The sequence below is a fragment of the Tolypothrix tenuis PCC 7101 genome, assembly GCF_963874875.1.
Lineage (GTDB): Bacteria > Cyanobacteriota > Cyanobacteriia > Cyanobacteriales > Nostocaceae > Aulosira > Aulosira tenue.
Window position 1 is genome coordinate 1 of record NZ_CAWNJS010000006.1, and the last position, 12485, is coordinate 12485.

10 protein-coding genes are annotated in these 12485 nt (G+C 39.8%); 1 reads left to right on the forward strand and 9 read right to left on the reverse strand.

Annotation, left to right across the window (positions count from 1 at the left end; genetic code table 11):
- The first annotated feature begins 43 nt into the window (after window positions 1-43).
- On the forward strand, window positions 44-1057 hold the full coding sequence (locus tag AACU25_RS36695) for a hypothetical protein (RefSeq protein WP_339382141.1): 1014 nt from the start codon (window positions 44-46) through the stop codon (window positions 1055-1057).
- 390 nt (window positions 1058-1447) lie between these two features.
- Here AACU25_RS36695 and AACU25_RS36700 read toward each other — a convergent pair whose 3' ends face one another.
- The 9 genes from AACU25_RS36700 to AACU25_RS36740 form a co-directional block, all read right to left on the reverse strand.
- The gene (locus tag AACU25_RS36700; RefSeq protein ID WP_096585684.1) at window positions 1448-1780 is read right to left on the reverse strand and encodes a hypothetical protein; all 333 of its coding nucleotides are present in this window, start codon (window positions 1778-1780) and stop codon (window positions 1448-1450) included.
- Complete coding sequence (locus tag AACU25_RS36705) at window positions 1777-2370, reverse strand: ParA family protein (RefSeq protein WP_096585688.1); 594 nt, start codon at window positions 2368-2370, stop codon at window positions 1777-1779. The genes AACU25_RS36700 and AACU25_RS36705 overlap by 4 nt, the downstream gene beginning before the upstream one ends.
- 300 nt (window positions 2371-2670) lie before the next feature.
- Window positions 2671-3732, reverse strand: coding sequence for a tRNA guanosine transglycosylase family protein (locus AACU25_RS36710; RefSeq protein WP_096585692.1), 1062 nt, complete (start codon window positions 3730-3732; stop codon window positions 2671-2673).
- A gap of 113 nt (window positions 3733-3845) precedes the next feature.
- Window positions 3846-6974, reverse strand: coding sequence for an AAA family ATPase (locus tag AACU25_RS36715; RefSeq protein WP_096585695.1), 3129 nt, complete (start codon window positions 6972-6974; stop codon window positions 3846-3848).
- A complete protein-coding gene (locus AACU25_RS36720; protein WP_096585698.1) occupies window positions 6952-8130 on the reverse strand; it encodes a metallophosphoesterase family protein in 1179 nt (392 codons plus the stop codon). Before AACU25_RS36720 ends, AACU25_RS36715 begins: the two co-directional genes overlap by 23 nt.
- 4 nt (window positions 8131-8134) lie before the next feature.
- Window positions 8135-9889: an ATP-binding protein gene (locus tag AACU25_RS36725; RefSeq protein WP_096585702.1), complete on the reverse strand. Its 1755-nt coding sequence runs from the start codon at window positions 9887-9889 to the stop codon at window positions 8135-8137.
- Window positions 9890-9949: 60 nt separating this feature from the next.
- Window positions 9950-11008 carry a hypothetical protein gene (locus AACU25_RS36730; protein ID WP_096585704.1) on the reverse strand — a complete coding sequence of 353 codons (1059 nt, stop codon included), beginning with the start codon at window positions 11006-11008 and terminating at the stop codon, window positions 9950-9952.
- A 34-nt stretch (window positions 11009-11042) separates the two neighbouring features.
- Window positions 11043-11828 carry an ImmA/IrrE family metallo-endopeptidase gene (locus AACU25_RS36735; RefSeq protein ID WP_096585707.1) on the reverse strand — a complete coding sequence of 262 codons (786 nt, stop codon included), beginning with the start codon at window positions 11826-11828 and terminating at the stop codon, window positions 11043-11045.
- On the reverse strand, window positions 11829-12485 hold the full coding sequence (locus tag AACU25_RS36740; protein ID WP_096585710.1) for a hypothetical protein: 657 nt from the start codon (window positions 12483-12485) through the stop codon (window positions 11829-11831).

Here is a 12485-nt window from a genome sequence, read left to right on the forward strand (position 1 = left end):
TTTGGTTTCCCTTGCGTGTAGGGGAATTCCACCGACTAACACTTTGGATGGTGGACCATATGTAGCACCTGAACGAGGGTTCTTTTTCACCCATCGTCCTCAGATGGCAGCACGTTACAATAACTCTTATGATAGCTTTTTAACTGTACATCTTGCGGATTTTGCTGAAGCTACAGGCGATGAGGAACAAGCAGCTAAATGGGCTTTAAAAGGAATAGAGGTGGCACGGCAAACTAATCAACTGACCGCGCTCCCGGTGCTTGGCACAAATGCTATACCCCATCTGCTGCTGGATAGCCGCTACGTCGAAGTTCTTGATTTTGCCATAGAAACGGGGGCGATTTTAATTGCATCTAAACAACGTTTTGACGCAGGCATGAATGCTCTTGAACCCAATCTTAATGTGGAAGCTCTGCTTGGTTCAAAGCCAAATGAACTGTGGCTAAGGGCAGAACGTGATGCGGCTACAATGGGGTTACTTCCTATTGTTTTTCGGCTTGCTACTGTAGCAATCTCCCAGCCCGAATTAATACAGGTACAAGCACAAGAAGTTGTCGCAGCTTGCCAGCAAGTCAGTGCTATAGCTTTTGACCAGGTGCTTTGGGTGACAGCATCTGAATTGATTGAACAAATTTATTTACAACAAGCATCGTTCGAGGAACTTATCAACCGGAGTAACGGGTTCACTCCGGAACATGAAATTCTCTGGGCAATTGGTTACTTAGTCGCATCATTACAAAATAAAGCTACACCTCAAAGCGCTCTTATGACTCATCTATATGTTACGCATTACTTGTATAAGTGGTTGACACCATCTTCTGCCACTTACCGTCGTATCGTTTTGCCTTTTCTTTTAAGATACTGGACTAATACTTTTGAGAAGACGCGATTCCGCTTTAGTACTCCTCGGCTAATTGAAAGTGAATTATCAGAAGCACAGAGCATACCTGAAACTCAACGAGCGCAGTCTATTCTCAAAACGATTGCATCTGGACTTGGTGTCGGTATACCTTCCAATTTTGAACAATGGTTGCATGGTCATATTCTGAGAGCATAGGTGTAATACAAAAATATTACCGCCGTGCTTATGTTTGAATTGCTATAGTTGGGGTTTGCTCAGTACTCATTGAAAGTCTCCTCTTTTAACTTGAGTTGTGAGCTATTTGGCTGTATTTGACCTGCTTCCTGCCTAAAGGTTGAGTTTTCGATTTTTGAATATCTAAAATTTCAGGTACGCATTTTAGTTATTGATCCAACGGTTTCTGATAATGGTATGCGTGAAGAAGGAGCGCGCGACAATAAGCTTTTTCCACTAAATCAACCAGGATAATACCAGCAAACTCATTCTCTGTCCCAGAAACCACCTCGCCTGAAGTTTTGACCTATCTCTAAATTTTACAACCTACCGAATATATTTGAATTTTCAGGTTTTTGCGTACTTGAAATTTCAAGTACGCGATTTAACCCACTGCTCTAGTAATTCCTGAACCAGCTCGCTAAACTCGCGCTTTTGACCTTCCTGAAGCAGGGCAATTTTGATGCTGGCGTGAGTGTCCTTGCGGATGTAAGCCGTCACCTGTTCGTAATCAGGGTCAGAACGCTTACCCTTTGGTCGTCCCCGTTTTGGTTCGGGCTGTGGCTCAACAATAGGCTCTTGTCTAACAACTGGCTTTTTGTGATTGACATCTGAATCCTGAGGAGGTTTTTCTGGTTCTGGTTCTGGTTCTGGCTCCGGCTCACGACCTTTTACCGTATCCAAAAGACTTTTAAATTTGCTCACTTGATCACCTCTTGACCGATGTGTTGATAATCTCGCCAAGCAATCTTGGCGCGTGGATCTGAAACTTTATTAACTGGTACACCAGCTAGTGCAGCTTTTTGAAAAGCGACTGCATCGCGGATACTCTCTTTGAATATAGGTAATCCAGCCTCAGTCAACATCTCTCTTGCTTCTTCTCCATCCCGCCGGGGCTTGGGTGGAACGCGGGTAATTAGGATACGGAACTGGTCAGCACCTAATGACTTGAGGACATTTACAGTCTGCATGAGGGCATCGAGGGATAAAGCATCAGGAGTAGTGGGAAGAATGAGCAAATCGCATCCTTCTACTAATGCTTCTAAATCTTCCTGCTCCGGTCGCGCTTGGGTGTCGATGACAATATGCTGATAATTCTTCGCATATTTAGCAGCTTGCCTTTCATCAATTACTTTGAAGGGTAAATTGCCACGTTTTGCCCAGCCGCTAGCAGAACGGTTGGGGTCGCCATCAATGAGCAGTGTCTCCCCCTTGGACTGGAGATAAGCAGCGAGGTGAACGGCAGTCGTCGTTTTGCCCACCCCCCCCTTGAATGATGCAACTGTAATAATCATGGTGTCATGCTAAATATTGAGTTTTTAAATTACTGAAAACTTGCGTTTTTGAATACTTGAAATTTCAGGTACGCAAAAATCTGAAAACTTGATGCTCATAATTTACCAACTCATTGAAAAAACATCAAGTATTTGAATATTTGAGTTTTTAGATACGCAAAAAAATCAAGCAGGCGATCGCCGTCATTTTATGTACTGTTCTGTTTGAATATTTGTGTTTTTGAGTATGTGAGTACGCAAATATCTAAAATTATATTCTTCACTCAACTCATCAATAGAAGCCAGCAGCGCATCTCGGCTTCATGCTATGACCGACTGATCTGTGTAATTTACAGAGGGAGAAATTTTGATTATTTGATCAATGAGTGGGCGATAGATAGTGTTATCCAGATGTGTTGGATACCAATTCTGATAAGTACCTGCCACTAAATGTTGTTCAATCAGCCGAGCTTCTTCTAGAAGAGTCCACAGGTTGTGAGTAGCTCGATTCCAAAAGCCTATACCTCCATTTTGTTGAAGACCAGCCACACCATATATTTTACAAGCTGGACATTGGCATTCTTCAAGTTGTTTAAACTCGTCTTGACTAAGCTTGCGACCTTTCCATTTCCCCAATTCGGCAACTATTCGCTCCCCTGTTCCTGGTAACTGTATTATTCCACGAGCCGCCCGATTGCGCCACCCACTTGAGTCCACAGAATTAATTCCTAATAATGCTGCTATGTGTAATGTTGCGGTACCACCTATACCAAATACATGAAGTTTTTTATCTTTAAATTCTTCTCGAACGTGTTGAAGGTTCTCTAAAACTTTTTGGTATGGTATAGCTTTTGGTGCGCGTAGCAAGTTGGGAACAATACCACCCAATGCAATTCCTGTTTTTAGTCTTAGTGCCTTATTTTTCTTTATTTTTATAACATAATCCTCTAAAAAATTACTAACGTGAATAACAGGAATAAATTGTTTATCCTTCTTATAAGAAAGATTCATTTTCATTGTCAGAGTAAAGCATTCTTTCTGCTCAGACAATGACATTTTTGGAGTGGGGATGAAATCTTGGGGAATGGGACACCAGTCTGGTTTAGCGCCTCGAACAAATTCTTCATAGTCTTTTGTTACTATTTCTCCACCACGACTAATAAAGTAGAAAGCTCCATTATCAAGGTAAAGCTTTACCTCTTCTGGAATGCCAAGATATTGTCTCAGACCTTGCTCTATAACTTTACGTCGAAGCACTGGTCTTTGATGAAATTCAGCGTAGGAAACCATAACTGCTTGTAATTGTGGAAGATAATAAGGAGAGTTTTTATCCCACACGCGAGGTTTGATTCCTTTCAAACTGATGCCAGCAACAATGAGCATACAAATTTTGCTCTAATTTATAAAAAATTAAAGAATAAACATCTGATTTTTTATTAAGATATTTATTCTTCAATATCTAGCTTACTCTAATCAGAAATTTTTAAAATAAAAGATCAACTTTCAAGATTATAAAATTTTATTTTAGCATGGTTATTAGCGTCACGATAAACACGATATTTACTGCCAAATTCCTCACAAACATCTTCTTGATGTGAAACGACAATCACTCTGCCTCCTTGTAATACATCTTCACTTAAACGACGTAACTCACTAACCATTAGTGGACGTTTATCTTTATCCAGATTTCCGAATCCCTCATCAATAACTAAAGTATCTACAGTACGACCACCGGAAATTGATTGACCAATTGCCACAGCTAAACTAACAGCAACTAAAAACTTTTCGCCGCCACTTAAATAGTCAAACTGACGTAATGGATTACTAGTGCTTCTCAAGTCACGAGCCAGAATTTCTAATTCTGTTTGAGCTTCATTTTCTTTCAAATCAATTTGCCAAGTACCGTTACTAAGGTGAGCTAAAGTATTGTTAGCATTTATTTGAATTGCTTCCTGAGATTTTTGAATTATTTTTGCTTGCAATCCTTTGTTACCAAAAGCATCTGCTAGGCGCTTATAGTAACTTAGTTCTTTCTTAGCTTCCTTTAACTTTTCTAGTTGTTCATCATATCTTTGTTTCTGGCTATTCATCTCACTTAGTTTTTGTCTTTCTGTATTTAGCTTTTCCTCCGTTTGTTGAAGTGTAGTATCAATGACATCGATTTCAGCCTTAACATCAGCTACAGGACGATGATGTTGCACTGGTATTTTCTCCAACTGTTCTTTTAGTGTATTTATAGCACCAGCAAGTTGATTAACTCGATTTTGCGCTTCGTGTAGTTGACTCTCTTGTGTTTCAGAGTCTTTCAAAGAAGCTAATTCTGTGTGTAGTGTTTCCAAGCTTTCTTCATTTACACAAGCTGGGTGATTGACCCAATTTGGTGGTAGCGCATTTTTCTGGCGTTCAACTTCTTTCTCTACGTTCTGTTTTCGACGTTCTAATTCACTTAATTGATGTTGAGCCAAATTAAGTTTGCCCTCGATGTCCCTCTTCTGATTTTCTAGTTCTTCGCGTTTAGATTTTAGTTCTCTTACTTCAGATTCAAGAAATCGCTTGTCCTCTTGACATTCCTGAATAAATTTACTTACTCTTTGATTGTCTAATGGAAGTTGTTCTCGTTGTTCAGGAGAAAATTTTGGTAGTTCTTCTAAATGCTTTTGACAGTTATCAATTGTTTCATCAATACTATTTTTCAGCAGTTGAGCATTAGAGAGCTTTTGTTTTTGCTCTGCTATTAATTTCATATTTTGCAACTCGATTTCTAAGCTGGGTAATTGATTTAGTTTATCTATCCAACTTCCAGCTTCTTGTCGAGCAACTTCAAGTTCTTTACTATGTTTAGTAAGATTGACTTTTATTCCTTCTAGTTGTGCATTAGTTGCAGCAAGTTTTATTTCTGCATTACGAGTAGTATTTTTTGCTACATTTAGAGTAGATTCTGCTTCATATTTATCCTGTTCTTTAGTTTTAAGTTGTTGGTTGATACTTTTTTGTTGCAATTTAAATTTTGAATTTTCTTCTTGCCACAACTTACATTCTTTCTCTAGCCGACTCTGAGCTTCTTCATTATCTAAATGGCTACCACAAATTGGGCACTCTGTTTCATGAGAAACACTATCTCGATGTTTTAGTTTTTCATCAAAGAGTGTAATCTGTCTTTCACAATTACGCAGAGTTTGTTGAAGATTTTCATATTCCTGTATTGTCGTTTCTAAAGCTTTCTGTAGCGTTTCTTCCTCGGTTTTAGCATCATTGACCTGTTGCTGACAAGCATCAAAGTCTGTTTGCGCTTTTTGGAGTCCTTCTTCAGATTCAATTATTTGTTGTGTCGCATTCTTTAATCTTTGCAGCAGAGGAACACCTTGTTTTAGTTGTTCATATCGGCTGTATTTTTGGATAATTTCTTCAGATTTTGCTAAAACTTCACTATGAGGTTTGAGTTTTTCTTCTTCTGCGGTTATCTGCTTTTCTAATCGTAACACTTGCTTCAAATCATTTAATTGATTATTCAATAATTGCTGACGTTTTTGAAACTCTTCTAAACGCTGTGTTAGAGTTGTAATTCCATCATTATCGTGCTTTTCAGTATCCTTGACCTTATTCAACTGTGGAACAAGTTCGTTTAACTGATTGTTAAGAGTAGTAACATTTTCGTTAATCTGTTGAATTCTGTTTTTTTCTTCTTCCAAACGCCCGCGCTCTTTCCATAAAACTTCTAACTGCTGGAAAATACTTTTCAGTTCTCGATAACGGCGTATATTCCGCAATATTTCATCAGCTTTAGCAAGTAGAACAGCATCTATACTTTGCTGTGTTTCCTTCTCAGATATTTGAGCGATATAATCGGCTACGTTACGAGCATTATCTAACTCTTGTTTTTTAAGCAACTGAGATTGTTTTGCTTGGGTTAGTAATTTCTGTACTTCATTAATGGCTTGCTGTTGAATTTTTAATTGTTCTACTGTAACTATAGGCAAGCCATCAAGTTCTTCCTGTTTTGTATCTTGTTTCTTTTTCCAGTCATTACGCTGTTTAGTGGCTTTCTCTCCCAGTTTTTTATAAAAGTTAAGATCGAGCAGTTCTAGTAAGCGAGTCCTCCGCTCATCTGCTCTAGCTTTCAAGAATGCATCAGCTTCACCTTGACGTAGCACAACCGCAGAGACAAAAGTTTTGTCGCTCATTCGCAAATTGTTTTGTACCCATTCTTCAACCTTGTTCTCAGTACCGGGTATCGCTGGGGAATTGCTTCGCGTACCACATCTTACAATTCCCCACACATTAGCTCCCTCCTCATATTTACCCTTTACTTTACGGCGAGTCCTTGTAATAGTTCGCTGCACCAGGTAACTTTGACCATTGAGTTCAATTTCTAGGTTGATTTCAGCCTTGTCAGTTGCATCGTTAACAAGGTTATAAAAACTACTTCCACCCCCACGATGTTGCTTGTACAACACAAAAGTAATGGCATCAAAAAGCGCACTTTTACCAACACCATTTTCACCATGAATTAGCCAAAGTGGTGATTGGCGAAAATCTATAACTATAGGCTCCACTTCGCCTGCTTCATTTTTATGTCCGTAATAACTCAAAAAACCTTTAAGTTCAATCCGCTGTAATAACATCATTTACCTCACGCATTAGTTCATTTGTTCGTTTTTCTAATTCCGCTAAATCTGGGTCGTCAGCATAAACTTGACGTAAGTATTCCAAAACGGTTGTTGCAAAATCTTCGGGACGGTCTGGAATATTACCTGCGGTACGAGATAAACCTTGACCTGAAAAGGTGACATCCAGGCAACGAGGACATGATTCACGCACTCGACGTTGTAGAAATACAGGATCATCTCCAGGTTGAAGTTCCAGACGGATTTTGAAAAAAGCGCGATCGCTATCTGGATACAAACTAGGTAGCGTTTCTAACTCAGCAGCAGGAATAGTAATGTCATGAAAAGGTGTCGCGTCTAGTTTCAATGTCGCTTCCTGTTCCCAAGTCGTGACGGTAGCTACTCCTTCTGGGGGAACATCAACTAACAAAACACTTTTATCATCCTTGCGTTCACCCATGTCTAGCCGCTCAATATTGCCGCTATACCAACAAGGAATCGGATGTTCGATTTGCTGTTGTTGGTGTATGTGACCAAGGGCAATGTAGGCCAAATTTGATGCTAGGGGCAAGTCTGCTGTTCCCAGTCGAATATCTTGGTCGTAACTTAATTCTTTTTCGCTGGGTGTGGTGACACCTGCGACGTTGACGTGAGCTACAAAAACTGCTGGTAATGATGGGTCAAGAGCGTCAACAACAGACCGCACTAAATTGGCATAAGCTGTACTCAGAACTACGTTACGCTCTGTTTTTCCAGTTGCATCTGCACGATGTGGTTCTAGTAAATCTCTATTAGGGTAAGGAATGACGGCAAATTGGACATCTTTGATGGTAAAAATTTCACGAGTTTCGACAATGTGAACGCGATCGCTTCCTCCTTGTTCTAAAGATAGAAGTGCGTTCATCATCCGAAAATGCTCTCGGTCATCATGGTTTCCTGGTAGAAGGATGATATGCAGCCCACGTTGCACATAGGGAGATAAAATTTTTGCCAAGTGTTTAGTCACTTCCGGCGCACGACGCACGAAAATATCACCAGCGACTAATAACACATCGACTTGGTGTTCTTCTGTTAGTTGACAGATGCGTTCAATTTGGGTAAAAAGTTCGTTGCTGTAGTCATAAGTTCTATTAACTTTATGACCTAAATGCCAGTCAGAAGTATGTAATATACGCATAATCTTAGACCTCCGGAGTTTGTGCCATTGGTTTTGGAGCAATATCTTCTCGGTTCATTGCCCAGGACGGAAATGGTAATTTAACAAACATTGGCTGTCGGAATGTCGTTTGCATGATGAGTTTTTCATCCAGCTTTAAAACACTTGCTTGTTGTCGTACTGATTTATCCCAGCCTTGCCATACCCTCTCTTGTAATTCGGCAATCCCTGTGCGTCCTAGCACTCGCACAGCAGCACTTTCAACAATTTTGGTTGAAACCTGCGAAGCAAATTGTTGTCCACCAAATAAAATAACCCCTTGACTTCGCATTTCTGTCGCAACATTTTCTAAAAGCTTAGTAATAGGGTCTGTATTGTTGCGTGGAGCAAAACGATTTAATTCATCTAAAATTAGAAGGTAGCGCAAACCACGAACAGCTTTTTTACCTTTACGTGCAGCGACGACTTGTTTAAAAATTGCTGCAACGACAAAACGCTGTAAAGATGATGGTAACGAATGGATATCTATTACCTGTGGTTGAGAAGTTTGGGAGCGTGTAACTTTTAATGGTTTTCCACTATGAGCATTTCGTGGAAATATACTCTCACCCTCATTGATAATATCCGACAATCGACGGCATACAGCACGCCAAGTACCTGTTTGATGATTTCTTATTTGACGCTCTGCTTCTCCTGTAGAAGCCTCATTTCTAATCCAAGTTATTAATTGCTCCCAGTTTTGCACTCCATGTTTTAATACTGGTTGACCATCTGCATCGGTAAACTCAGCAATGATATCATTCACCAAAAACATCATCACATTGCTGATAGAATCATCACTAAAAAGATAGGGGAAAAGCCCTTCAGCTAACACATCAGAAAAAGACCAATAATAAGCTGTAGCATTACAACCATCTACTGTGGTTCCACCATTAGTATTTGACTGGTTCGGCGTGTAAAATTGTGTTCCAATAAAAGGTTCTGGTTGAATACCTAGTTCTTTCCAATCTTGTTTATTTGTTTCAAATTTTTTCTTGAACTCTCTACCTTCGCGGTCAATCCACATCAAATCTTCACCCTTAACATTCAGTACAATAGGCACGATATGTAAAGGGTCTTTTCCAGTTTTTTGCTTTGCTTCATGGAGAAGTAATTTGACAATAGTTAGCAAAAAACTTGTCTTTGTACCAGCACCTGTCATCCCTGTGACATTTAAATGACCACTATAATCACCCAGTAAGTAAGCTAGGTCTATTTTTGCTAAACCAGCAAAATTACTACCACCATTACGCAAGCGACCTACAGCCATTGGTCTTTTCATCTCATCGAAGCCGTAGGAAAATTCTGCTTCGTTTTGACCACCCAAATAAACTTTGCTTTGTTCAATGGGAGGTGTGAGAACATCCGGGTTGGTGCGTAAAATACTGACGCTAGCGTAGGTAACGCCTTCAGGTTTGAAAGGTGGATCGTTTCCTACATCACCGTCCATGACATCTGACTCTTCATAAATATCACGTTTTCGACTACGACGGTGAACTTCTTGAACAACACCATAAAACTCAATTTTTTTACCCTCAATTTGGCTTTCGGCACGAACCAATTGAGTCTTTTCTACGAGGCGATCGCGTTGAACCCAGAAATAGAATTCCTCAGAATTTGATTCTAACTGTGGGGGAGAAGCAACCCGTCCAATTAATTCGATGGGGTTTGTAATTTTAGATGTATTTTGTGGACTATCAGAGTTGGATGTTACTTCATTATCTGTATTTTCTTTTGCCATTTCTTTAATAACTCCTTTTAGATTTGATTGTTTACACTTACAAAAGTGTAATTTTATACCTTATAGCTGAGTTAAACGGTAAAAACGATTGGATAAGATACTTAATGGTTGGAAAAGCGAACCTAAACTTTCTTCGGCTCGAACAATTGGGTGTAGAGAAATAGCAGCGCGTCCATAACTGCACTCTCGACAACGGTACTCATATACAGTTCGGGATAATTTATCCACAAAATCCCAATTATGCTTGTGATACTTCTCAAACCAGCTTTTTGATGCTTCCACGCGCACTATTCCCGTACTGGGAGTTCCACCACCCCCTCCAGAAAGACGAACAAACCAAGAAACAACGGGTAGCCATCCTCTAGAGATAGTAAATACTGGTGTACGTTGACCCGCTTCCAGTCCATATAAAACTTGTATCCCTTTGATATGTAAGTAATTTTGGCGCTGGGTTTTAATCACACCGAAAACTGGTGATTCGTCAATGTCAAAACCTCCCATCCGTGGTTGTAATCGTCCATCTATCACTGTCGGTTCACCGCCACTGTGGGAAATTGCAGATTCCTCCAACGCTTCCATTTCAGTATTGGATCGGTTTTGAGTTCGTTTTCGCATGGTTTCAAAATCGTAGGAGGATATCCCACCAGGAGGGCGAACTGGTAGCAAACGAAATCCATTGTCTTGTAAAGCAGCAGCAAAACTTTCTACTTCTGTCCAGGGGAAAAGGTCTACCGCCATCGATACCACACGCTCAACAACCTCAAAGGAGCGCCGACATTCTCCGTTTTCTACCCGCATGGTGATACTGCCAATTTGAGAAAGGCGGATAGGAACTAACTGACCGCTAGGAGAACGCACCGAAGCGACTGTTTCCCCTACATCTTTACCATCTATAAAGTGAGTTGGTCGTTCATGCCAGTTACTAGGTCGCCAGTTAGGTGAGGTGCTTAAATTGATAGGTTCCCAATCAATTGCACGGTGTTCTACTTCATAATCTAAATCAACTTTTTCTGGGGTTTGGTTCAAGTCTTCGTCGGTTTCTTCTGACAATAAAGGAAACTGTGCATCATATTGTTCGACGCGACAACCACCGTAGTTTTTAATAAAATCTAATCCCATTTTTATAGATATACTCCTCCTATTTATTAATAGTTTATGAATTTTTATTTAAGAGTATTTCTGGTAATTGCAAATCTTTTAACCGTCGTTTCATGGCTTCTTGACTGACTAAAAACTCGGTTGCTAATCGTTTAGCTAAAACATCTCTTTTTGTACCAAATCGACCACGATAACGCTTGGCTAAAGCGAAACAAGCCGATGCTGGCATTAAAAGTTCAGCCGCAAATTGGTCGGCTTCTGCCTCCATTTGCTTCTCGTCTATGCCTAGAGAATCAATTACTGCTTGTATGCCATTTGTAAAGGTAAATTGTGCCGTGGATTTATCGTTATCTTCCTTACTTTCATCATCTTCTTCACTTTTATTTTGAACGTATAAACCTTCTGTTAAAATCAAAGGCTCTTTCAAACTATTTTTTTGAGGAGTTTGAAGTAAAGGAAGAAAATGTAATAAGTAATGTCCTAATTCGTGGGCGGCTGAAAATCGGCGGCGTGATACTGGGGCTAAATGAGGCTTTTGTTCGACTAAAATACAGCCGTAAAAAAAACTTTTATATTCCAGTAAATACAAGTATCCAGCTAACTTTAAATCTTGATTTTCGCTATCTGTTAAAGGTAGTTTTTGTCCTGTTTCCACTTCTAAAAAATCGGCAACACTTTGAATGGTCATATCTTTGATTTCTGCTACCCTGATTGGGTAAGCCCTAATCAGTTCATACAGAGGTACAACACCAGGTTTAAGATTTGCTAACTCCAGTCCAGCTTCTTGATATGCCAGTTCTACAGCCTGGGAAATTACCATACGGCGATGTTCTAGTATCATCTATGTTTTATCGACCTCAGTATTGTTTTTGACTTTGTTTTCTATTGGTTGACGATTATTCGATGTAGTTTTATATCGACTTTTTTGTTCGCGGGCTGCTGCTAATTGCGCCCTATTGTGGCTGCGTCCCATCGATAAAGTAATGGCGGTATCTCGAAACATATCCAAGAATCGCTCGCTCGCATTAATTCTTAATTCGGCCGCTAATTGCCTAACAGCTTGGATATTAAGTTTGACTGGTAGTGGCACAGAACTGTCAAGGAATTTACTAATAATGTCCTTATCTGCTGATGGTACGCGGTTGATATCTTGCAAACGCTTAATAACATCGCCAACTGTTACAGGTTTTTCTTCTTCATCAATGTCTTCAAAAATTAAAGGTTTTTCCTCTTCTTGAATAATTTCAAATGCGCTATGCAGGTGCTTGTGGAGTAAATTTCTAATAATTTCCGCGTCGGTAGCTATTGGTGTTAGCTGTTCCTCTTCTTGGTAGGCTAAATTAATTTCTGTAATAATTCGTTCTAATTCTGGGTCATCACAAGCAGCATCAAGTATTTGGGCTACTACTTCCATGTCACCTTGGTCTAAAGCCTGCACATATAAATGAATGGCTTTTTCACGGGAGTAGGGCTGCTGATTTTGATTTTGATTTTGCAT

What these genes read in the sequence shown, in the direction of transcription:
- AACU25_RS36705 (WP_096585688.1), bottom strand. Translation starts at nt 2,370, where the DNA reads ATGATTATTACAGTTGCATCATTCAAGGGGGGGGTGGGCAAAACGACG.
- AACU25_RS36710 (WP_096585692.1), bottom strand. Translation starts at nt 3,732, where the DNA reads ATGCTCATTGTTGCTGGCATCAGTTTGAAAGGAATCAAACCTCGCGTG.
- AACU25_RS36725 (WP_096585702.1), bottom strand. Translation starts at nt 9,889, where the DNA reads ATGGCAAAAGAAAATACAGATAATGAAGTAACATCCAACTCTGATAGT.
- AACU25_RS36720 (WP_096585698.1), bottom strand. Translation starts at nt 8,130, where the DNA reads ATGCGTATATTACATACTTCTGACTGGCATTTAGGTCATAAAGTTAAT.
- AACU25_RS36715 (WP_096585695.1), bottom strand. Translation starts at nt 6,974, where the DNA reads ATGATGTTATTACAGCGGATTGAACTTAAAGGTTTTTTGAGTTATTAC.
- AACU25_RS36740 (WP_096585710.1), bottom strand. Translation starts at nt 12,485, where the DNA reads ATGCAAAATCAAAATCAAAATCAGCAGCCCTACTCCCGTGAAAAAGCC.
- AACU25_RS36735 (WP_096585707.1), bottom strand. Translation starts at nt 11,828, where the DNA reads ATGATACTAGAACATCGCCGTATGGTAATTTCCCAGGCTGTAGAACTG.
- AACU25_RS36730 (WP_096585704.1), bottom strand. Translation starts at nt 11,008, where the DNA reads ATGGGATTAGATTTTATTAAAAACTACGGTGGTTGTCGCGTCGAACAA.